Here is a 21,359-nt window from a genome sequence, read left to right on the forward strand (position 1 = left end):
GCCGCCCCTCAACCGGCGCATACGCATATGCCGTTCGCGTGCCGGCGCCTCCGGCACCGCGCCCGCCGCGCCCCGCGTGTGACCATCCCAAGATTCACTCGTTTGTCGGAGCGTGGGCACATCACAGCGATTCGGCACCACCGCAGTCGAGCAGGCCGAGGCGGTCATCGTCGAGCAGTACCCCCGACTGGTACGGCTCGCCTACGTGACGCTCCCCGGGACATCGGGGCGGCACACCCGCGTACTGCTGGCGCACAAAGCCGTGCAGCGCGCGCTCCCGCACACCGGGGGAGGAGGTCCCGGGGCCGACGGGCCGGGCGGTCCCGACAGCCCCGGCGCCCCGCTGGAGGACGTGCGGGTACGCGTGCTCCGCGCCTCCCTCGCCCGGGCCGGCCGGACCCGCGCCGCCCTGGCCCGGCTCTCCTGGCCACCCGCCCCGCCCTTCGTGTGGGGGCTGCGGCTGTGGCCCCCGGCCGGCGGGATCGACGAGGTCGCCCGACTGCTGGCCGGGGCGTCCGCCCCGGTGCGGGCCGCCTTCGTGCTGCACCGGCTGGACGGCCTGCCCGAGGAGAGCGTCGTACGACTGCTCCGCGCGGCCGGCGCCGCCGACCCGGCGGACGCCGTCCGGGAGGCGCTGGCGGTGCCCGTGGGGGACACCGCCGACCCTGACGGCGAGCCCCGCGCCGAGGAGGCGCTCCCGGGAGCCCTGGGGAACCCGGAGTTCGACGCCAGCGTGGTCAGCGCCCGCCCCACCGACCTGCTGCGCCGCCGTCGCCGGGTCCGGGCCGTAGGGGCCGCGACGGCCGCGCTCGCCGTCGTAGGCGGGGTCCTGGCCGCCCACACCGCGTCGCGGGCGCCCGACGCCCGGCCGCTCGCCGGGCCGGTGGCCGTCGGGGCACTGGACCCCGCCCGGCTGGTCAGGGTGCCGGCCGAGGCCTGGGCCGACACCGCCCGGGTCGACTTCACCGCCTGGCCCGCCCGGGGCGCCCGCGCCGCCGACCGGGCCCTGCTCGCCCGGGCCCTGGGCACGTGGGCGGCCCGATCGCGCGAGGTGCCGGTGACGGCCGCGCCGGGGACGCCCACGGACCCGCCGGGCCGCCCGCCCCAGTTGCTGTACGCGGGGGACGGCGACGGCCGGGCCGTGGTGCTCCTGCTCGACGCGGACCGGGTCGTCCGCTACACCGAGGCCGCCGACGGGTCGGGTGCCCGGGAGCTCGCATTCGCCCGTACCGACGAGTCCGGGGTCACCACGGCCGCCGCGCTCAGCCTCGGCCGCACCGGCACGGCCGCCCGGTACCTGCTCGCACCGTGGATCGCCAAGGCCGGCACCCGCGACCTGACGCGGGCCGGGGACCCGGCGAAACCCCTGGCCGTCTCCGCCGACGGGGTCACCGCGCCCACCGCGGTGCCCCGCGCCGCGGGCGCCTGCGACACCTGGCCCGCGCTGGAACTGACCTCCTCCGCCCGCATCGTGGAGAAGCACGCCTTCGTCCTCGCCGACCTGGGCGCGCTCACCCCGGTGCACCTCACCTACACACCGCTGCCCACCGGTCCCGGCGCCGTGCCCGCCCGGCAACCGCGCGAGGCCACCGGAACGGCCGCCCGGGCCGCGTGGGCGCCGGTCGCCTGCCGGTTGCGGGAACTCCCCGGCGCCGGTGTGCGCGCCGTCAACATCTGGGACTTCGCCGACTCGGAACTCCCCGATGGGGGAGGTCGGGCCGTCTGGTCCTGCACCCGGGCCTCGGGTTGGGCCGGGCCCGGGGACGTGCTCGTCCAACTGCGCCCGCCCTCGGGGCCGCCGCAGGACGTGGCGCGGGCGCGGGCCACCGCCGCCTGCGGACGCTTCGGACAACACCTGCTCGCGGGCACCCGCTGGCGTTCCCCGGCCGGCCGCTGGTACCAGCTCGCCGCCGGAAGCCGGGAGGTCACGGCGATCACCGCGACCGGCGCGGTCCGCGCGGAGAGCAAGGGCCGCAGCCTCGCCGCCCCGGCCGGCGCCCGGGGCGGCGCGGTCACGCTGACCGGAAGGCTGGCGAGCGGCGCCGGGATCACCGCGCTCGACGGCGCGACCGGCGGCCGGGACTGAACCCCGGCCGCCGCAGGCCCGCGCCGGACCCGGGACGGGACCCCCGCCGGCGCGGCCGTCCACCCCGCGACCACCGGTCGGGGCCCCGGCCCCCCGGCTGTAGCATGGCCCCATTGCGAGGGCCGTGACGCAGAGGTCACTGTCCTCGCTTTTGCGTCGGGTCCACCCGTGGAAATTGCGGGACGGCGCCTTTCGGCGGTTCGATACGATGAACAGCATCACGATCCGTCACGGCGGGTCGTCACGCGTAAATCCGTACAAATGAAACGAATGGAGCATCCGAGGATGGCTCGACACCTGATCACCAGCGCGCTTCCCTACATCAACGGGATCAAGCACCTGGGCAACATGGTCGGGTCGATGCTTCCGGCGGATGTGTACTCCCGGTACCTCCGCCAGCGCGGCCACGACGTCCTCTACATCTGCGCCACCGACGAGCACGGCACCCCCGCCGAACTCGCCGCCAAGGCGGCCGGTCTCTCGGTCTCCGATTTCTGTGCGCAGGCGCACGACGCCCAGAAGGCGGTCTACGACGGCTTCGAGCTGTCCTTCGACTACTTCGGCCGCAGCTCCTCGCGGCAGAACGCCGAGATCACCCAGCACTTCGCGCGGCGGCTCCAGGAGAACGGCTTCATCGAGGAGCGGGCGATCCGGCAGGTGTACTCGCCGGTCGACGGCAGGTTCCTGCCGGACCGCTACGTCGAGGGCACCTGCCCCCACTGCGGCTACGACAAGGCCCGCGGCGACCAGTGCGAGAACTGCACCCGCGTCCTGGACCCCACGGACCTGATCGAGCCCCGCTCCGCGATCTCCGGCTCCACCGAGCTGGAGGTCCGCGAGACCACGCACCTCTTCCTCCTCCAGTCCAAGCTCCAGGTCGAGGTCGAGGCCTGGGTGGCGGAGCACGAGGAGGAGTGGCCGCAGCTGGCCTCCTCGATCGCCCGCAAGTGGCTGACCGAGGGCCTGCACGACCGCGCCATCACCCGGGACCTCGACTGGGGCGTTCCCGTCCCCGCCGACACCTGGCCCGAGCTGGCCGCCGAGGGCAAGGTCTTCTACGTCTGGTTCGACGCGCCGATCGAGTACATCGCCTCCACCAAGGAGTGGGCGGACGCCGACCCGGCGAACCGCGACTACAAGGCGTGGTGGTACGAGGCCGAGGACGTCCGGTACACCCAGTTCATGGCCAAGGACAACGTCCCGTTCCACACGGTGATGTTCCCGGCCACCGAACTCGGCACCCGCGAGCCGTGGAAGAAGGTCGACTACGTCAAGGCCTTCAACTGGCTGACGTACTACGGCGGCAAGTTCTCCACCTCGCAGAAGCGCGGCGTCTTCACCGACCACGCGCTGGAGATCCTCCCGGCCGACTACTGGCGCTACTTCCTCATCGCCAACGCACCCGAGTCGGACGACTCGTCCTTCACGTGGGAGCACTTCACCGCCACGGTCAACAAGGACCTCGCCGACACCCTCGGCAACTTCGTCAACCGCGTGCTGTCCTTCTCGCGCAAGCGCTTCGGCGACGACGTCCCCGCGGGCAACGCGGCCGGCGAGGCCGAGGCGAAGCTGGGCGAGCAGATCGCCGAGCTGCTCGCCGAGTACGAGGGCCACATGGAGACCCTCCAGTACCGCAAGGCGGCGGCGGCGCTGCGCGCCCTGTGGTCGGCCGGAAACTCCTACCTGGAGGAGAAGGCCCCCTGGCTGGAGATCAAGACCGACCCCGAGGGTGCGGCGCTCACCCTGCGGACCGCGATGAACCTCATCCACCTCTACTCGGTGGTCTCCGAGCCGTTCATCCCGTCCTCGGCGCGCGCCATGCGCTCCGCGTTCACGCTCGCCGAGGACACGGCGACGTGGGTGACCCCGGAGCAGGCCAGGTCGCTGGACGCGGTTCCGGCCGGCACGCCGTTCACCGTGCCGCCGGTGCTCTTCGCGAAGATCACCGAAGAGGACCTGGAGTCGTACCGGGAGCGTTTCGGCGGCTCTCCGGAGGCCTGAGGCCCACCGCTTCACCGGAATGAGGGGCGCGACCCGCACGGGTCGCGCCCCTCACCCGTGTCCGACGCGGACCGGGAGTAGGGGAAACCCCACCCCGAAGTGTCCACTTGGCCGTGCAGACCCCAGCGGGGGCGCACGGCTGCAATGGACCCATGACCCCTTCCCCCGCCTCCTGGTGGACCGCCCCCCGAATGACCGCCCTGTGGCTGCTCGCGGCCGGGTGGGCCCTGTGCTTCCCGCTGTTCTCCACCCTCGCCCCGCACCGGCTCTGGGGCTGGTGCGCGGCCGTCGGCTACCTCGGAGCGGCCTGCCTCACCGCCCGCCGGCCGGGGGCGGCCGTCGCGGTGGCCCTGGCGGGCGCCGTGGCCGTTCCGCTGCTGTGGCTGGTGCTGACCGGGCAGGGGCAGAGCGAGGTGGCGGTCATCGAGCGGTCCGGGCGCCTCCTCCTGGACTCCGGGCGGATGTACGTCGACCGCCCGGCGCGGGTCGAGGACTACACCCCGTACCTGCCGGGCATGGCGGCCTTCGGCATCCCGAGCGTGCTGCCGGGCCCGCCGGGCGACGCCCGACCGTGGTGTGCTGCGGCCCTGTTCGCCGGGTTGTGGGCGGGGCGCCGGGTGATGGGTGCGGAGTCCGGGGGCCTGCTGCCCGTCCTGGTGGCCTCGCCGGTCCTGGCGCTGCCGCTGGTCGTGAGCGGCGTCGACCTGCCGCTGACCGGGCTGTGCTGCCTGGCCCTGGCTGCTGCCGTGGCCGGCCGGCCCGCTCTCGCCGGGGCGGCCCTCGCCGGGGCGTGCGCGCTGAAGTGGACGGCGCTGCCCGCGGTGGCGGTGGCGGTCGCCGTCCTCGCGGCCGCTCGGGGCGGGCGGGCCGCGGTGCGCTGCGCCGTCGTGGCGGTCTCGGGGACGGCCGCGCTGGTGTTGCCGAGCGCGCTGCTCCAGCCGGCGCAGATGTGGGGGCAGGTGTTCGCCTTCCCCACGGGTCGGGCCGAGGTGCCGACCCCGGCGAGCAGCCCCCTGCCGGGGCATCTGCTGGCGGAACTCGGGCCGTGGGGCTGGTATCTGACGATGGGTCTGCTCGTGGTGGGCGCTGTCGGCGTGGCCGCGTTCCTGGTGTCGCGCCCGCCCCGGACGCTGCGGGCCGCCGCCGACCGCCTCGCGATCGGATTCACCCTGGCCTTCCTCTTGGCCCCGGCGGGCCGCTTCGGTTACCTGGCGCTGCCCTTGGTGCTCTCCCTGTGGGCCCGCTCGATGTACCTCCCGTCCCGCTCCCTCGTCGTCGCGGGCTCCGGGCGGCCGTCGGTGACGGGTCCGGGCGCGCCGCCCCCGACCCGTACGGGCGGTTCCCCGGGCGGAGGGGCGCCGGGCGCGGTCAGGCCTGTACGCCCCGCAGGTGGGCCAGTACGGCCAGGACGCGACGGTTCCCCTCCGTCGGGTCCAGGTCCAGCTTCGTGAAGATGCTGCTCGCGTGCTTGACGACGGCCGCCTCGGTCACGAACAGACGGGCCGCCAGGGCCTGGTTGTTGAGGCCTTCCGCCATCAGGGCGAGGACCTCGCGCTCGCGCGGGGTGAGCCGCGACAGCGGCAGGTCCGTCGTCCGGGCGCTCAGCAGGACGCGCACCACCTCGGGGTCGATGACGGTCTGCCCGCCGGCCACCCGTTCGAGCGCGTCGAGGAACTCGGCCACCTCGCCGACCCGGTCCTTGAGCAGGTAGCCCAGCCCGCCGGCGCCCCGCTCGCGCCCGCCGGCGGTGAGGAGCCGGGTCGCGTACGCGGTGGCCACGTACTGGGACAGCACCAGAACCGGCAACGAGACGTCCCGGGCACGCAGTTCGAGTGCGGCCCGCAGCCCCTCGTCGCGGAAGTCGGGGGGCATCCGCACGTCCGTGACGACCACGTCGGGTCGTTCCGCCTCCACGGCCCGCACCAGCTGATCGGCGTCACCGACCGCGGCGATCACGCGATGGCCGCCGCGGGTCAACAACTCGGTGAGACCGGCCCGCAGGAGCACGGAGTCCTCCGCGAGGATCAGCCGGAGCACGGCACCTCCACCCGGAGTTCGGTCGGTCCGCCCACCGGACTGGACACCACCAGCCTGCCCTGCAACATCGCCACCCTGTCCGCGAGACCCGCCAGACCCGCTCCCGCGCCGGGATCGGCCCCGCCGCGGCCGTCGTCGGTGACGGTGAGAGTGAGTCGGCCCGTCTCGACCCTACCGGCGATGCCGATGTGCGCCGCCCCGCTGTGCTTGGCCGCGTTCGCCAGGGCCTCGGTGACCGTGAAGTACGCGGTGATCTCCACGGAGTCGGGCAGCCGGGGCAGGTCCAGGTCCACCGTCACCGGCACCGGGTGGCGCTGCGCGACCTCGGCGACGGCGGCCGCGAGACCGTGATCGGTGAGTACCTGGGGGTGGATTCCCCTTACGAGGTCGCGCAGTTGCTCCAGTGCCAGCCGTGCCTCGCCGCGCCCCCGGGCCACGAGCGCGGCGGCGTCGGCGGACCCCGGGACCCCGCGCAGCTCCATCTCGGCGAGCCCCAGCGTCATGCTGAGAGCCACCAGCTGCTGTTGTGCCCCGTCGTGCAAGTCCCTTTCGATGCGCCGTCGTTCGGCCTCGAAGGCGTCGACGAGGCGGACCCGTGAGCGGGTCAGTTCCCACACCCGGGCGTCCTCCTCGCGCGGGCCGAGGAGCAGCCGTACGGTCTTCACCTGAGCCCCCGCGAGCAGCGCCCCGGCGTACCCCGTCACGGCCAGTGCGAACAGTCCGACGGCGGTGCCGCAGAAGGCCTCCAGCGGGCCGGACACCGCCCGGCCGGGGATCAGCATGACGTGGTCCGGGGCGACGGCCCACACGAACACCGGGGTCGCGACGAGGACCAGGGAGAACGCGAGCAGGGTCAGCACCCCGAAGCCGGCCGCCCCGAAGACGGGCCCGAGCAGCACGGCGTACCCGAACTCCCGCCAGGTGGACCGTTCCCGCAGTCGGGTGCGCAGCCGGGCGGACATCCGGGCCCCGGCGAGCGAGGCGTGCGGATCGGCGACCGGCGCCGGTTCCACGAACCGCAGCCGCCGGCGCTCCAGCCGCCCGAGCGGCACGCCCAGCGTCGCGGCCGCGATCAGCAGCAGCAGTCCGACGCCGACGACGGCGAGCAGCAGTCCGAGGCCGACCAGCCCGAGCAGGGCGAGCAACACGGCGTAGCCGAGGACGGATCCGGTGGCGAGGTATCCCCAACAGCGCCAGGGCCACCACGAGGTGAGGAACCGGCCCGGCCGCCGCAGTACGCCCCATGCGGCGACGGGTGGTTCCCGGGGCGGCTCCGGGAGGGCGGCGGAAGCGGACATACAGGCAGCCTATGTGACTGCGCCGCCGGTCCTCGTGGCCGTCACCCGGCCGCGCCCGACACCCGGACCGCCCCGCCGAGCCGTCGAGAGTCGGTTCGCCCGATCACCGGTCCACGGCGGCGCGGACGCCGCGGCGGGACGCGTCGGGAGGGCGGAGCGGGCCCGTCGAAGGCCCGAGGTGACCCTTCGTACAAGATCTTGACCTGTATGGCGCGTGTCGAAGCCGCGCCCTGATCGTTTCTTCAGCCGTGACCCGCGCTGCCGCCGGTCACGGCTGACGAACGGATCGGGAGGTCGTGCCGCGTGGTGACCGCATGGCAGTACGTCGCCGGGGCGGGCCTGGTGGGCGCCCTCTGTCCACTGCACGGGCACGTGGCCGTGGCCGGGGACGGCCACGGGCGGGGCGCCCGGGTGGACGTGTGCGTACCGGGCGGGTCCGTGCACGTCCGGCCGCCCGCCGGCGGACTCGCCGCCGTCCGGCCGCCGTTCGTACCGTCCGTCGTACCACCCGCCCTCCGGCCGCCCGTACGGGTGACCCTGCCCGGCGCCGGGCCGACCGCGCACCATCCGGGTCGGGCCCCGGGGCTCCCCGCGGCCCCCGCGGGCACGCCCGCCGCCGCCCCGGCACCGGGACTCCCCGGCCGGCCACCGGCCGCCCCGGCCCGGCCGGGGGCACCGGCCGCCGCCTCGCCCGCGACCCCCGCCGAACCCGCGCCGTCGGCCGCGCCCGCGCCGGCCCGGGCGAGGACGACCACGGAGTTCACCAGTGCCTTCCGGATGCGTCCGTACCACCCCTCGGCGTCCGAACGCCGGGCCCCCGACGGCCTGTCCGCCATGATGCTCATGGTCGTCGTCGGAACCCCGGCGGTGCTCGCCGCCGCCGCGCTGCGCCCCCGCTCCAAGGGCCGCGGCTAGCCGCCCGGCGGCTTCGCGGTCCCTTCCCCACCGACCTCCGAACGGGAGATCCCTCGTGTCCGAATGGCTGGTCCTGGCCATCGCCATGGCGCTCGTCTGCGCCCTCGTCCTCACCATCACCACGATCCGGCACCGCCGGGTCGCCGCCGACGAGGACACCAGCGAGACCCCCGACGTCATCGAGTACATGACGATGATGGTCGGCGTGGTCTACGCGATCGTCCTCGGCCTGGCCATCGCCGGCGTCTGGGAGGCGCGCGGCACCGCCGAGGACAGCGTGCGCCGCGAGGCCCAGTCGTTGTACGAGGTGACCCAGCGCGCCGACGTCTACCCGACCCCGGTCCGCGACCGGATCCGGGGCGAGGTGAACGCGTACGTCGCCCACACCGTCTCCGTGGACTGGCCGCTCCTCACCTCGGGCGAGGCCGCCTCCACCGAGGGCGCGCGGCTGCTCGGCACGCTGCGCGGCGACGTCACCCACCAGAGCCCGACCACCGAACTCCAGGCACAGGCCTACCAGCCGCTGCTCGACCACATCGCGACCGCCGACGACGCCCGCCACTCGCGGTTGCAGAGCGACGAGTCCACGCTGCCGGGCGTGGTGTGGTTCGGTCTGCTGGTCGGCGGGGTGGTCACGGTCGGGCTGATCTTCACGCTCCAGATCCGCCGCTCCGGGCGGGAGTTGCTGCTGGCGGGGCTGTTCAGCGCGCTGATCGTGATGCTGCTGTTCATGGTGTGGAGCTTCGACGCGCCCTACGGCCGGGACGGGGTCGACTCGGCCGGGCCCTTCCAGGACCTCTTCCCCAGCCTGTCGGTGACGGCTTCCCGCTAGCTCCTGTCGTCGAAGTCTCGCCTGGCTGTCGTCTCCGGGCCGGGACCGGCCTACGGGCCGGTCGCGGCCAGGGCGGCCTGCCGGCGTGCCGCCGCCACCACGGGGGAGTACCGCAGGGCGTGGGAGATCCGCACGAGGTCACGCGCTCCTTCGGCGGTGATCAGCACCCGCTCGCCCTCGTCCCCGGCGGTCTCGGGGTCTCCGGCGTCGGCGCGTACGGCCGCCGCCACCATCGCGGCGTCGGCCACGGCGCGCGCCGTCACCTCGTCCTCGCCGTCCGCGCGGGCCCGTTCGTAGGCGAGGTCCCGGTGCCGCCGGTCGAAGCAGGGGCCGAGCCGCAGGAAACCGTCGTGGATGTCCGACTCCCGCTGGATCACCCGGATCTCGGCCGGGGACCACCAGGACATCCGCACGCCGGGGATGCCGGCGGGCGCGGTGCGCTGGACCTCGTGCCAGAGCGTGCCCAGGCGGCGGTACGTGGACCAGGCGTGCAGGCTGTCCGACATCCGTTGGCAGAGCAGCGGCACCACGAAACCGACGGCGCTGATGAGCGCGCCCACGGCGGCGAGCGGCGGGGCCACGTAGGTGCTCAGGTCGTCGAGGTCGTGCCCGGTCCAGCGGGCCACGACCGCGGAGATCTTCGCGGCGTCGTAGGTGAGGCTGAAGGCGTATCCGCAGACGATGACGACCAGGCCGCTGCGCAGCCAGCCGCTCACCTGGAGGGACCAGCGCCAGCACATCGCCACCATGGTCATGGCCGCCACGGTGTGCGCCACCAGGTAGAGGCCGATCATCGCGCCGATGTACGGGGTGTTCGCGTAGTGGGTGTCGAAGTCCCGCAGCCGTTCCACGGGGGCCGAGCCGAGGGCGAAGAGGCTCATGATGACGACGATGACGACGGCGTAGCCGGTGATCCACCGGCGGGAGACGCGCCGGATGTCCTCCGCGGGTCCGCCCCTCCAGTTGAGGAGGAGGACCAGACAGGAGGCGCTGAACGCCGTCATCAGGCAGTAGACCCAGGGGGCGGAGAAGTTGGTGATTCCCGTCCACCGGTTGACGGCCTCGATGGTGGGCGGGGCGGCGAAGGTGAAGACGGATCCGGCCAGGAGCAGCAGGAAACAGACCGAGCGCAACAGCGGGTCACGCCAGTTGGTCCGCAGTGCCGGCAGTTTGAAGACGAGGGAGATCGCCATCGCGACGGCCGGAATGTAGTAGTCCTGTCCGTTCAATGCTCGTTCCTGTGCCCCCGGTAGCCGAGGGAGGTCTCGATGCGGCCCGCCAACTGGTCGCGCTGCGCGGGCGCGCGCTGGCCGGAGGACCCGGCCAGCCACGTCCGGCACCGGCTGCCGAGGAGGAGGCCGAAGGTTTCCGCATCGGTCTCTTCCCGGACGTCGGCGCGGGTGCGCGCGGCGACCCGGCGCACCGTCTCGCCGAGGTCGGCTTCGTCGGTCAACATCCGGGCGGCGACGGCGGCTCCGTCGACGTGGTGACTGCAGTGACCGGCCTTCATGTGCCACAGCTCGTGGCCGAGGATCACCAACTGGTGGTCCGGCGCCGTGCGTTCCTCGATGACCACGAGATCGCGGTCCGCCATGTCGAGCCACAGGCCGCTCGCCGTTCCCTGGGGGAACGGTGCCATCCGGAACTGCACCGGCCGGCCGCGGTGTCTGCTCATGCCCTCACAGAGGGCGGCGTAGAGGTCCACGGGTTCCACGGGGGTGGTCAGCTTGAGGCCGGCCACGAGTTCCCCGCACAACCGCCGCTGCGCTCTGCCTATGCTCACCGTTCTCCCCGTCGGCGCGGATCCGGATCAGGACTCAAGGATCAGATCCAGACTTTCGACTGGGTCATGATTCGTTCGGTTTGACGCTTTCCAGGAGCATGTCCAGCCATTCGGTCACTTTGTCCCGGTGCTTGTCGCTGGGCAGTTGGGCGGCGCGCCAGGCGATGCCCCGGACTCCGTGGTCCTGCAGGAGTCTTGCCAGCGGATCGCCCACCGAAGCGGTTTCGGTCGGTGCGGTTTGTCGCTCGCGTCCGGCGAAGTCCTGGAGCAACTGCTGTTCGGTCCGCTGGAGCGCGTCGGTCAGGGCGTCGGCGTCGTGGGCGGTGAGGAAGCCCGCGTGTACCCCGAAGAAGCGCTGGATGGCGTCGCAGTGCTCCATGGTGGGCCGCCGGTCGCCGTTGATCAAGGCTCCCGCCTGCTGCCGGGACATGCCCGCGCCGTCCGCGATCTCCTGCTGAGTGTAGCGGCGGCCGTTGGGTTTCACCCGGGTGCGCCTCAGCAGGTCCAGCCGCTGGAGGAAGCGTGTCTGGAGGTCGGGTTCGCCGGCCCGCCGGCCGTCGAGGAGGGTTTTGACCACGTCCGTGGGAACGCCGGAGGCGTCCGAGAGCTTGCGCAGGTCGAAGACCTGGTTCAGGTCGCGGCCCATCTTGCCCGCGAGTTCGGCTACCCGCGTGACGGTGGCTGCCAGAGACACGTTGGCCACCGCGACGGGAGCCGGGAAGCCGTCTGTCACCAGTGGTTCTCCTAGATCGCGCGAGGTCGGTACAGGCACGTGAGTCGGCCTCAGGGAATCTATCCGGTCTCGCGCGGCAGGGCCAGAACTTGCCACAGCTGTGGCGGGAATGAGCTGCCAAGAGGCTGGAATTGCCACAATAGTTGACACTCGAATGAAGTCGGTAGCAGGATCGCCACACGGAAATGAAGATCCAGACCGTGAGGAGGGGGAGCTCTCGGTGCTACATCTCGCAGCGGTGGGCCCGTCCGATGGCCTCGCCCGAGCCGGTGAGGAGCGCCTGGCGGACGATGACACCGCCCGTGGCGCAGTGCGGTCGGAGCGACGCAAGGAGATTTTGCGCCGGCGCCGCGAAGAACTCGGATTGAGCCAGGAGGACATCGCCGCACGGCTGGGCATCAGCGTGCGCGCGTACGGAAACTGGGAACGCGGCCTGGTCAAGGAATGGACCGACCGGAAGCTGCTCGCCCTGGCCGAGTCCCTGGAGATGAGCGAGCGCCAGTGCTTCTGGTTGTTCCGGGTCATGGTCGACCGGGACCCGCCGCCCACCTGGCGCGCGGCCGAGGAGAACCGGCTGCCCGAGGACCCCGCCCAGCGCGACTACCTGTGCGATTACGCGGCCCTGATGGAAGCCGTGCCCTACCCGAGTTTCCTGGTGGACCACCGCTGGGACGTGGCCCTGACCAACTCCGCCTTCGACCGGCTCTTCCAGTCCGTGCGCCCGCACCCCACGGCCCTGCCGGACGACAACTTCCTGCGGTTCGTGCTGTTCCACCCGGACGCGGCCGCCGTTCTGGAGGACCACGAACCGGCCTGGTGCGTGCCGCTCCTGGCCCAGTTCGCCAACGCCCTGGCCGTCGCCCCTGACGACGAGGGGCTGCGCAGCATCCGCCAGGAGGTGGCCCGTGACCCGTTCATGGAGGCCGCCTACCGGTACGGCGTCCCCCACTGGCTGAGCACCCACGGGGCCGCCGCCGCCGAACTGGACGGGGCCGTACGGACCGTGCGCCACCCGGACCCCGGCTGGGGTCTGGTGCGTTGCCGGATGGTGGCCGAATCGAGCCGCATGCTGGAGGGCATGGGCCTGGCCCGGATCACCCTCGTCCTGTCGGCGCCCAACGGTCTGCCGACCGGCCCGATCCGCGGCGTGGCGACGTCCCCGTACCAGCCGGGGGCGCGCCTGCGCGCCGTGCCGTCGCCGACGCGGTGATCCCCGGCGGGACGCCGGCGGGGGAGACTGGGGTCCTTGATCGTGTGCCGCGTCCCGGGCGCCGCGGATCGGGAACGCGCGGAACGCGCCACCGCATCCGTGTCGCCGATCGTGGCACTGGCGAAGGGCGGTAGAAGCGTGCGGCTGACCATCCTCGGCGGGGGCGGATTCCGCGTACCGCTCGTCCACGGAGCCCTGCTCGGCGACCACGCCGAGGGCCGGGTGACCCGCGTGACCCTGTACGACGAGGATGCCGGCCGGCTCACCGTCATGGCACGGGTGCTCGCGGACCAGGCCGCCGGAGTACCGGACGCGCCGACCGTCGTCACCACCACGGACCTCGACGAGGCCCTGCGCGGAGCCGATTTCGTCTTCTCGGCCATTCGCGTCGGAGGCCTCGAAGGCCGTGCAGCCGACGAGCGGATCGCCCTGGCCGAGGGAGTCCTGGGCCAGGAGACCGTGGGCGCGGGCGGGATCGCGTACGGGCTGCGGACCGTTCCGGTGGTGCGCGAGATCGCGCGGAGGATCGCCCGGGTCGCCCCCGAGGCCTGGGTCATCAACTTCACCAATCCGGCCGGCGTGGTGACCGAGGCGATGGCCGAGGAACTCGGACACCGGGTGATCGGCATCTGCGACTCCCCGGTGGGGCTCGGCCGGCGCATCGCGCGCCTGTTGGGGGCCCGGCCAGAGGAGGCCTGGATCGACTACGTGGGCCTCAACCACCTGGGCTGGGTCCGCGGGCTGCGCGTCGGCGGACGCGACGAACTGCCCCGGCTGCTGGCGGACGAGGCGGCCCTGGAGTCCTTCGAGGAGGGCCGGCTCTTCGGTGCCGCATGGCTGCGCTCGCTCGGCGCGATCCCGAACGAGTACCTCCACTACTACTACTTCAACCGCGACACCGTGCGCGCCTACCAGGAGGTCGAGCAGACCCGCGGAGCCTTCCTGCGCGACCGGCAACGCGGCTTCTACGCCGAGGCGGCCCGTCCCGGCCGACCCGCCGGCGCGGCACTCGCGGCCTGGGACCGCACCCGGGCCGAACGCGAGGCCACCTACATGGCCGAGAATCGCGAGGCCGCGGGCGTCGGCGACCGCGACGAGAGCGACCTGGAGTCCGGCGGCTACGAGAAGGTCGCGCTCGCACTGATGCGGGCCATCGCCCGGGACGAACGCGCCACCCTGATCCTGAACGTCCGCAACGGCTCCACCCTGTCCGTGCTCGACGCCGAGGCCGTCATCGAGGTGCCCTGCCTGGTCGACGCCAACGGGGCGCACCCGGTGGGCGTGGCCCCCCTGCCGCTGCACGCGGTGGGGCTGGTGACCTCGGTCAAGGCGGTGGAGCGGGAGGTCCTCGCCGCGGCGGCGAGCGGCTCGCGGGCGAGCGCCGTCAAGGCCTTCGCCCTGCACCCGCTCGTGGACTCGGTGGGCGTGGCCCGCCGCCTCCTCGACGGGTACGCGGCGGAGCACCCGGGATTGTCCTACCTGCGCTGACGCGGCGCCGGAGGGAGGCTTGCGGAGGGTCGTACCCGGCGCGTGGGAGTCAGTCGTACGGCCCAGCGCCGCATGCGCCGCGCCGGGCGCGCTGTGAGAGTGCGAGATGTGACCACCGCCCCCGCCGTAGCCGCGGCGCCCCCCGTGCTCGACCGGCGGCAGCGCAACGTCGTCTTCGGCACGATCATGCTCGGCGTGCTGCTGGCCGCGCTCGACCAGACGATCGTGGGCACCGCCCTGCCCACGATCGTGGGCGACCTAGGCGGCGGCGACCACATGTCGTGGGTGGTCACCTCGTACCTGTTGCTGGAGACGGTCTCGACCGTGCTGGTCGGCAAGTTCGGCGACCTCTTCGGCCGAAAACTGATCTTCCAGCTCTCCGCCGTCATCTTCATCACCGGCTCCTTCCTGTGCGGTCTCGCGAGCAACATGACCCTGCTGATCGTGTGGCGCGGCGTACAGGGCATCGGCGCCGGCGGCCTGATGGTCACGGCCATGGCGCTGATCGCCGACGTGGTCCCGCTGCGCGAGCGCGGCAAGTACCAGGGCATGATCGGCGCCGTCTTCGGTGTCGCCACCGTCATCGGACCGCTGCTCGGCGGACTGTTCACCGACCAGCTGACCTGGCGTTGGTGCTTCTACGTCAACGTTCCCATCGCGATCCTCGTCGTCATCGCGGCCGCCCGCACCATCCCGTCGGTGCGCGCGGAGGGCAAGCCCGTCATCGACTACCTGGGCATCGCCCTGATCGCCATCGGGGCGAGCGCGCTGATCCTGGCCACCAGCTGGGGTGGCAACGAGTACGCCTGGACCTCTGGTGTCATCATCGGCCTGTTCGCGGGCGGTCTCGTCGCGCTGGCCCTCTTCTGCCTGGTCGAGACGCGCGCCGCGGAGCCGATGCTCCCGATGCGGCTCTTCCACAACCCCGTCTTCGCGGTGTGTTCCATCCTGAGCTTCGTCGTCGGGTTCGCGATGCTCGGCGCGATGACCTTCCTGCCGACGTACCTCCAGTACGTGGACGGGGACTCCGCCATGGTCTCGGGTGTCCGCACCCTGCCCCTGGTGATCGGCCTGCTGATCGCCTCCGTCTTCAGCGGAAACACCGTCAGCAAGACCGGCCGATACCGGATCTTCCCCATCGTCGGCTGCGCCGTCATGGCACTGGGCCTGTACCTGCTCTCACGGATGGAGCCGGGGACCGCGTCCTGGCTGGAATCGCTGTACATGTTCGTGCTCGGCACCGGCATCGGCCTGTCCATGCAGGTCCTGACGATCGCCGTGCAGAACACCGTCGACTACGCCGACCTGGGCACGGCCACCTCCGGCGTCACCTTCTTCCGTACGCTCGGCAGCGCCTTCGGCACCGCCGTCTTCGGCACCATCTACGCGAACACCCTGGGACCCGAGCTGGAGGCCGCGGTCTCGGAGGCCGCGCGAGCCACCGGAGAGGACCCGGCGCAGGTGGCCAAGGCCGCGCAGAGCCCCGAGGGGGTGCACGGGCTGGACCCGGCGACGGCCGCGCCGATCATCGAGGCGTACGCGCAGGCCCTGCACACGGTGTTCCTGTGGACCGTGCCGGTCGCGCTGTTCGGGTTCGTCGTCGCCCTCTTCCTCAAGCAGGTACGGCTGCGAGACAGCGCCCGGGCCGGTTCGACCGACATGGGCGACGGCTTCGGCTCGCCCGCCACGGCCTCCGGTGACTCGGCGAAGCTGCTGGAGCTGGCCGTCGGCAAACTCGTACGGGGCATGGGGGCGGACACGGCGCGCGGGATCGTCGCCGCCTCGGACACCCGCCTGGACATCGCGGGGGCGTGGGCGGTGATGCAGGTGGACCTGCTGACCCGGACGGTCGGGTACGCGAGCCTCGGCCTGGTCGCGGCGCGGCGCTCGATCCCGCCGGAAGTGCTGCTTCCGGTCTTCGAACGGATGGTGGACGAGGGGTACCTGGCCCGCGAGAACGACTTCGTCTCGCTGACCCGGGCGGGAGAGCGGGAGGCGGGCGTCATCTCGCGGGCCTGGGGCGACTGGCTCGGCGACCGGTTGGAGAAGGACCGGGGCCGGCCGCGCAGCGCGGAACTGCGTGCGGCCGCCGACTCCATCGCCAAGCGGCTGTTGGCGGAGGACCTGCGCGACGGCAACTTCGCCCCGAGGCCGAGGCCGACCGCGGGGGCGGCGACCTGAACGACGGGTCTGTCGCCGAACCGGGTGGGCGCTCCGTCGCCCGAACACCAGAGTCGGGACGAGCGCCCCGGGCCGGGCTCGGGAGCGGCTGCGCCGGGCGGGAGTCGGCCGTCCTTCTCCGGTGAACTCTCCCGGTCGCGGCACTACCGGTCGTGCGTCACGTAGTCGTACGTCGAGACGTCGGGCAGGTCACGGGTTTCGGGGAGGCAGGTGCGCAAAACCGTCACCGAGGGGACGTAGAGGTCCCTCGGGATCTCGGTGGGGGCGAACCAGGCCCACCGGGCGATCTTGTCGGGCTCGGTGACCGCCGGTGTGCCCTCGACGGTGTGGGTGACGGCGGCGGCGGTCAGCCGCGTCACGCCGGACGCGGAGTCGATGTGGACGGCCAGGACGTCGATGTCTTCGAGTCTTGTGCGCAGGCTCGTCTCCTCGGCGAGTTCCCGCGCCGCGGCCTGTTCGAAGCCCTCTCCGGGGTCCACCTTGCCGCCGGGGAGTTCCCAGCGGCCGTCATGGGCCAGGCCGAGCAGGATCCGGCCGTCGGCGTCGACCACGACGAGGCCGACGCCCACGACGGCGTTCGGTCGGGGAGCGGCGCGTACCCAGGACTCGGTGGTGGAGGTCGGGGGGACGGTGGGTCCGGTGGGTCCGGTGGATTCGGCGGGTCCGTTGGATTCGGCGGGTGCGGAGGCCATGTCTCCATTTGCCGATTCGGCAAGGACATTTGTCAAGCGGGGTGCGTCGGGGCGACGCTCGGGCCGCCAGAGGACGGATACGAGTCCGCGAGACGGGCGTGGCGGGTGCATCGGATTGCGGTGGGTGTGGTGGGTGCCGTGAGCACGACGGGTGAGGTGGGCGTGATGGGTGACATGGGCGTGGTGGGTGCGATGGGTGACATGGGTGTGGTGGGTGCAGTGAGTGCGACGAGTGGGCTTGGTGTGGCGGACGGCGCGGAGGTCGCGGACGTCGTGGTCGTGGGTGGTGGGGCCGCCGGGCTCGCCGGGGCGCTGACCCTGGCCAGGACCCGGCGGTCGGTGCTGGTGCTCGACTCCGGAAGTCCGCGCAACGCCCCCGCCGCGCACTTGCACGGGTACCTCGGCCACGACGGCGCGAGCCCCGCCGAGCTGTTGGCCCGCGGGCGGGCGGAGGTGCTCGGGTACGGGGCCCGGATCCGGTCCGGGGTCGCCGGTACCGTCGTCGCCGCCGACCGTGTACCGGGCGGGGGATTCCTGGTCCGGTGCGGGGACGGCTCGGTCGTACGGGCGGGCCGGCTCCTGGTCGCGACCGGGCGGCTGGACGAGCTGCCGCCCTTGCCGGGGCTGCGGGACCGCTGGGGGCGGGACGTGCTGCACTGCCCGTACTGCCACGGATGGGAGGTACGGGACCTGCCCCTCGCGGTGCTGGCCACCGGCCCCCTCGCCGTGCACCAGGCGGGGCTCTGGCGCCAGTGGAGCGACCGGGTGACGCTGCTGTCCCACACCTGGGCACCGGGACCGGAGGAGCGTGAACTGCTTGCGGCCCGGGGGGTCGAGGTGATCGAGGGCGAGGTGGCGGGCCTGGACGTGGGTCCGGACGACCGGCTCGCCGCAGTCGTGCTGGCCGACGGCCGGTCGGTTGCCTGTCGGGCGCTGGTGGTGGCGCCGCGGTTCACCGCCCGGTCCGGGGTGTTGACCGGCCTGGGGCTGCCGGCGGCCACGGTCGAGCGGGACGGCCGGGTGATCGGCACCTGTGTGGACTCGGATCCGCAGACCGGGGCGACGGCGCTGCCCGGTGTATGGGCGGCGGGCAATGTGACGGCCCCGATGGAGCAACTGGTGGGCGCCGCCGCGCAAGGGGTTCGGGCGGCCGTCGCCATCAACACCGACCTGATCGAGGAGGAGACCCGCCGTGCTCTGAGGGCGGCGCGAGGGGACACCGGCTGACCTTCGCCCGGCTGTGGCCACCACCGTCCGACGGCCGGCCTGTTCCGCGCACCTGTTCCACGCGCACCTGTTCCACGCGCGTCCGTTCCGATCGGTCGTGTGATCGTGCGATGCGATGGGGACATGTGTGCGGGTTTCGGGCACCTGCCGGCCGTGCAGGCTCTGATCCGTGTGATCGTCGTACGGTTCCTTGGCTCAGGGGGGCGCAATGGCACATGTCCTGATCATCGGCGGAGGCATCGGAGGGCAGGCGACCGCGCTGCTCGCCGCCCGGCGCGGCCACACCGTGGAACTCTTCGAACGGGACACCCGCGCCCCCGGTACCGCGCTCGACCGCGACTTCTTCGGCTGGCGCCGCCCGGCCGTGCCCCAGGCGACCCAACCGCACGCGTTGCTCGGCGCCGCACGGAACGTACTGCGCGTCGAACTGCCCGACGTCCACGCGGAGATGTTGCGGCTCGGGGCCCGTGAGCGACACGAGCTCGACTGGTTCGACGCCCGCCCGCCCACCCGCCCCGGCGACGAGGACCTCGTCATGCTCCAGGCTCGGCGCATCGTTCTGGAGAGCGCGCTCGCCACGGCCCTGCGTGCCGAGACCGGGGTGGTCGCCCGTCACGGAGAGCCGGTCATCGGGCTGACCACGGTGACCGGGCCCGAGGGGATTCGGGTCACGGGGGTGACCGCGCCGACCGGGACGTTCTCCGGGGACCTCGTGGTCGACGCCGGCGGGCGGCGGGGCGGCGTCGAACGCCTCCTGGCCGAGGCGGGCTGCCGCCCCGTACCCGTGGAGCGGCACCGTACGGGGTTGGCGTACTTCTGCCGCTGGTACCGGTTGCCCGACGGCATGGACGAAGGCCCGCGCCGCCCCTGGGCGGTCACCGGCGGAGCGTTCGCCGGGTGCGCCGTCTTCCCCGCCGACAACAGGGTCTTCGCCGTCACGCTGTTCGTGCACACGGGGGACCCCACGCGCGCCGCGCTGCGCGATCCCGAGGTGTTCGAGGCCGCCGCGCGCGCCTTTCCTCCCGGCTCCGCGTGGCTGGGCCTGGGCGGCGAACCGCTGTCCGACGTACTGGTCGCCGCGAGCCTGGACAATCGCTGGTCCGCGCCGGCCGACGAGCAGGGTCCGGTGGTGAGCGGGCTGGTGCCCGTCGGGGACGCCATCACCCACACCAACCCGACCCTGGGCCAGGGAACCTCGCTCGCCCTGTGGGCCGCGAGCCGGGTGGCGCGCACGGCGCACCAGGACCCGGGCTCGTACCGGTTCGCCGCCGAGTACCACGCCTGGGCGCTGCGGACGCTGAAACCGTGGTTCGACTTCCAGGTCGTGGCCGACGCGGCCATCGGGGAGCGGTTCGCGACCAGGGCGGCTCGTACCGGGACGGCACGTGAGGTGGCCGCGCTGTTCGACTGCGCGCTGGAGGACCCGGAGGTGATGCGGGCCCGGGCCCGCGTGCGCCACCTGGCCGACCCGCCGGAACGGGCCTACGCGGACCCGGAGATCAGGGCGCGGGTGGCGCGCTGGCTCGCGGAACGGCCGGACTACGCGCCGAACGAGGTCGGACCGGATCGCGCCGCATGGGAGAAGCTGACGGCCGGGTGAGGGGGAGGCGGTGCCGGTCAGCCTCCGGTGCCGGTGCCGGTGCCGGTGCCGGTGCCGGTGCCGGTGCCCGTGGCGGTGTCCGTGCCGGTGGCGGTGCCCGTGTCCGTGCGCCGGCCCCGGCCCGTTTCGCTCCCCGTGTCCGGCGTCTCGGTTCCCAGCACCTCGGCGAGGTCGTAGCGGACGACCTCCTCCAACTGGGCGTACGTACAGCTCTGCGGGGTCCGGTCGGGCCGCCACCGGCGGAACTGCGCGGTGTGCCGGAACCGGTCGCCCTCCATGTGGTCGTACTTGACCTCGCAGACGCGTTCCGGGCGCAGCGGCACCCAGGACAGGTCCTTCTTGCCGGTCCACCGGCTCTGCGCGCCGGGCAACCGGGCGCTCTCGTGCGCGGACTCCTCGGCCCATGCCGCCCACGGGTGGCCTTCGGGGTCCGGCATGCGCAGCGGTTCGAGTTCATCGATGAGCTCGGCGCGGCGCTTCATGGGGAAGGCGGCGCACACGCCGACGTGCTGGAGGGCGCCCTGGTCGTCGTACAGGCCCAGGAGCAGCGATCCGACAATCGGACCGCTCTTGTGGAAACGGAAGCCCGCGAGGACGACGTCGGCCGTACGCTCGTGCTTGATCTTGAACATGAGGCGGGCGTCCGGCCGGTAGGGGAGATCGAGCGGTTTGGCGATCACCCCGTCGAGCCCGGCGCCCTCGAACAGCTCGAACCACTCCTGCGCGCGCGCAGGGTCGGTGGTCGCGGGCGCGAGGTGGACGGGGGGCCGGGCGGTGGAAAGGACACGGGCGAGGATCTCGCGGCGCTCGGAGAGCGGGGCGTCCAGAAGGGCCCGGTCGTCGAGTGCCAGCAGATCGAAGGCGACGAAGCCGGCCGGGGTGGTCTCCGCGAGGAGCTTCACGCGGGACGCGGCCGGATGGATGCGCTCCGTCAACCGGTCGAAGTCGAGCCGCGCGTCATGGATGATCACGATCTCGCCGTCCACGACGCAGCGCTCCGGCAGGTTCTCCCTGAGAGCCGTCACCAGCTCGGGGAAGTACCTGGTCAGGCTCTTTCCGGTACGGCTGCCGATCTCGACCTCGTCACCGTCGCGGTGCACGATCGCGCGGAAGCCGTCCCACTTGGCCTCGTACTGCATGCCGGGAGGGATCTTGCCCACGGACTTGGCGAGCATCGGCTTCACAGGGGGCATCACCGGCAGATCCATGTCTTCGATTCTGCGGTGGTACGTCCGGCCCCGCCCGGTATGCGCACCCGGTCGGGCCCGCCTAACGT

The 21,359-nt window shown here is 73.0% G+C and carries 17 protein-coding genes; 10 read left to right on the plus strand and 7 right to left on the minus strand.

Features of this window, described 5'->3' with window-relative positions:
* Positions 1-112 precede the first annotated feature (112 nt).
* From ACQEVM_RS11365 to ACQEVM_RS11375, 3 genes are all read left to right on the plus strand, one after another.
* Positions 113-2,086, plus strand: a complete 1,974-nt coding sequence (locus tag ACQEVM_RS11365) for a hypothetical protein (RefSeq protein ID WP_433077538.1) — start codon at positions 113-115, stop codon at positions 2,084-2,086.
* A gap of 285 nt (positions 2,087-2,371) precedes the next feature.
* Positions 2,372-4,087, plus strand: a complete 1,716-nt coding sequence (metG, locus tag ACQEVM_RS11370) for a methionine--tRNA ligase (RefSeq protein ID WP_433077540.1) — start codon at positions 2,372-2,374, stop codon at positions 4,085-4,087.
* Between the two features lie 152 nt (positions 4,088-4,239).
* Positions 4,240-5,538, plus strand: coding sequence for a glycosyltransferase 87 family protein (locus tag ACQEVM_RS11375; RefSeq protein ID WP_433077542.1), 1,299 nt, complete (start codon positions 4,240-4,242; stop codon positions 5,536-5,538).
* Here the strand turns inward: ACQEVM_RS11375 and ACQEVM_RS11380 are convergent.
* Both ACQEVM_RS11380 and ACQEVM_RS11385 read right to left on the minus strand, forming a co-directional pair.
* Positions 5,456-6,124, minus strand: a complete 669-nt coding sequence (locus ACQEVM_RS11380) for a response regulator transcription factor (protein ID WP_433077544.1) — start codon at positions 6,122-6,124, stop codon at positions 5,456-5,458. The two genes, ACQEVM_RS11375 and ACQEVM_RS11380, sit on opposite strands and share 83 nt — an antisense overlap.
* Positions 6,112-7,422 (minus strand): sensor domain-containing protein, encoded by a 1,311-nt coding sequence (locus ACQEVM_RS11385; RefSeq protein ID WP_433077546.1) that lies wholly within the window; start codon positions 7,420-7,422, stop codon positions 6,112-6,114. The genes ACQEVM_RS11380 and ACQEVM_RS11385 overlap by 13 nt, the downstream gene beginning before the upstream one ends.
* Positions 7,423-7,725: 303 nt before the next feature.
* Between ACQEVM_RS11385 and ACQEVM_RS11390 the strand changes: the two genes are divergently transcribed.
* Together ACQEVM_RS11390 and ACQEVM_RS11395 are read left to right on the plus strand one after the other, a co-directional pair.
* Positions 7,726-8,337, plus strand: a complete 612-nt coding sequence (locus tag ACQEVM_RS11390; RefSeq protein ID WP_433077548.1) for a hypothetical protein — start codon at positions 7,726-7,728, stop codon at positions 8,335-8,337.
* Positions 8,338-8,392: 55 nt separating this feature from the next.
* Positions 8,393-9,169, plus strand: coding sequence for a hypothetical protein (locus ACQEVM_RS11395; protein ID WP_433077550.1), 777 nt, complete (start codon positions 8,393-8,395; stop codon positions 9,167-9,169).
* A gap of 50 nt (positions 9,170-9,219) precedes the next feature.
* On the opposite strand, the gene ACQEVM_RS11400 is transcribed toward ACQEVM_RS11395, so the two are convergent.
* The 3 genes from ACQEVM_RS11400 to ACQEVM_RS11410 all read right to left on the minus strand — a co-directional run bounded on the left by ACQEVM_RS11400 (position 9,220) and on the right by ACQEVM_RS11410 (position 11,685).
* Positions 9,220-10,398 (minus strand): MAB_1171c family putative transporter, encoded by a 1,179-nt coding sequence (locus ACQEVM_RS11400; RefSeq protein ID WP_433077552.1) that lies wholly within the window; start codon positions 10,396-10,398, stop codon positions 9,220-9,222.
* Entirely contained in the window at positions 10,395-10,952 is a 558-nt protein-coding gene (locus ACQEVM_RS11405) for a toxin-antitoxin system, toxin component (RefSeq protein WP_433077554.1), read from the minus strand. Before ACQEVM_RS11405 ends, ACQEVM_RS11400 begins: the two co-directional genes overlap by 4 nt.
* A 64-nt stretch (positions 10,953-11,016) precedes the next feature.
* Positions 11,017-11,685, minus strand: a complete 669-nt coding sequence (locus ACQEVM_RS11410; protein WP_433077556.1) for a helix-turn-helix domain-containing protein — start codon at positions 11,683-11,685, stop codon at positions 11,017-11,019.
* A 310-nt stretch (positions 11,686-11,995) separates the two neighbouring features.
* Between ACQEVM_RS11410 and ACQEVM_RS11415 the strand changes: the two genes are divergently transcribed.
* The 3 genes from ACQEVM_RS11415 to ACQEVM_RS11425 all read left to right on the plus strand — a co-directional run bounded on the left by ACQEVM_RS11415 (position 11,996) and on the right by ACQEVM_RS11425 (position 16,564).
* The gene (locus tag ACQEVM_RS11415) at positions 11,996-12,895 is read left to right on the plus strand and encodes a helix-turn-helix domain-containing protein (RefSeq protein ID WP_433079942.1); all 900 of its coding nucleotides are present in this window, start codon (positions 11,996-11,998) and stop codon (positions 12,893-12,895) included.
* Positions 12,896-13,033: 138 nt separating this feature from the next.
* On the plus strand, positions 13,034-14,383 hold the full coding sequence (locus tag ACQEVM_RS11420; RefSeq protein WP_433079944.1) for a 6-phospho-beta-glucosidase: 1,350 nt from the start codon (positions 13,034-13,036) through the stop codon (positions 14,381-14,383).
* A gap of 72 nt (positions 14,384-14,455) precedes the next feature.
* A complete protein-coding gene (locus ACQEVM_RS11425; protein WP_433079947.1) occupies positions 14,456-16,564 on the plus strand; it encodes an MDR family MFS transporter in 2,109 nt (702 codons plus the stop codon).
* Between the two features lie 143 nt (positions 16,565-16,707).
* Here ACQEVM_RS11425 and ACQEVM_RS11430 read toward each other — a convergent pair whose 3' ends face one another.
* Positions 16,708-17,256, minus strand: a complete 549-nt coding sequence (locus ACQEVM_RS11430; protein ID WP_433077558.1) for a nucleotide triphosphate diphosphatase NUDT15 — start codon at positions 17,254-17,256, stop codon at positions 16,708-16,710.
* Positions 17,257-17,394: 138 nt separating this feature from the next.
* Here ACQEVM_RS11430 and ACQEVM_RS11435 point away from each other — a divergent pair, with 138 nt between their 5' ends.
* Both ACQEVM_RS11435 and ACQEVM_RS11440 read left to right on the plus strand, forming a co-directional pair.
* Positions 17,395-18,483, plus strand: coding sequence for an NAD(P)/FAD-dependent oxidoreductase (locus ACQEVM_RS11435; RefSeq protein ID WP_433077560.1), 1,089 nt, complete (start codon positions 17,395-17,397; stop codon positions 18,481-18,483).
* A gap of 208 nt (positions 18,484-18,691) precedes the next feature.
* Positions 18,692-20,083, plus strand: coding sequence for an NAD(P)/FAD-dependent oxidoreductase (locus tag ACQEVM_RS11440; protein ID WP_433077562.1), 1,392 nt, complete (start codon positions 18,692-18,694; stop codon positions 20,081-20,083).
* A 17-nt stretch (positions 20,084-20,100) separates the two neighbouring features.
* Here ACQEVM_RS11440 and ACQEVM_RS11445 read toward each other — a convergent pair whose 3' ends face one another.
* Entirely contained in the window at positions 20,101-21,291 is a 1,191-nt protein-coding gene (locus ACQEVM_RS11445) for an ATP-dependent DNA ligase (RefSeq protein ID WP_433077564.1), read from the minus strand.
* Positions 21,292-21,359 lie beyond the last annotated feature (68 nt).

Source organism: Streptomyces sp. CA-243310 (assembly GCF_050936775.1).
In the GTDB taxonomy this organism is placed as follows: Bacteria; Actinomycetota; Actinomycetes; order Streptomycetales; family Streptomycetaceae; genus Streptomyces.